The 233-nt window shown below is 38.6% G+C and carries 1 protein-coding gene; it reads right to left on the bottom strand.

Annotated elements, in window-relative coordinates; genetic code table 11:
* Positions 1–40 precede the first annotated feature (40 nt).
* Positions 41–233, bottom strand: a 193-nt coding sequence (locus R2R70_RS23320) for a Smr/MutS family protein (protein ID WP_410979394.1), incomplete at its 5' end; no start/stop codon positions are given.

The following is a 233-nucleotide window of genomic DNA, read 5'->3' as shown; positions in this document are numbered from 1 at the left end:
AAACAATATGCACGTAATTACTTCCTAGTAATATGTTGGGTTAGCGTCTAAATTCATCGCTTTGTGGTAAGTTTATCAAAATAAGTACCGCGCCTTTACCACCGTATTCAAGTGGCGCTTGATGCATTGCAATTACGTCTGGGTGCTGAACTAGGTACTGAGGAATTTTATGTTTAAGTATGCCACCACCAATTCCGTGCACAACACACGCACAATAATAATGTTGTTTTTTA

Source organism: Cobetia sp. SIMBA_158 (assembly GCF_046566945.1).
Lineage (GTDB): Bacteria > Pseudomonadota > Gammaproteobacteria > Pseudomonadales > Halomonadaceae > Cobetia > Cobetia amphilecti.
The sequence above is the reverse complement of the archived record's forward strand: the minus strand, read 5'-3'. Positions and strand labels throughout refer to the sequence as shown.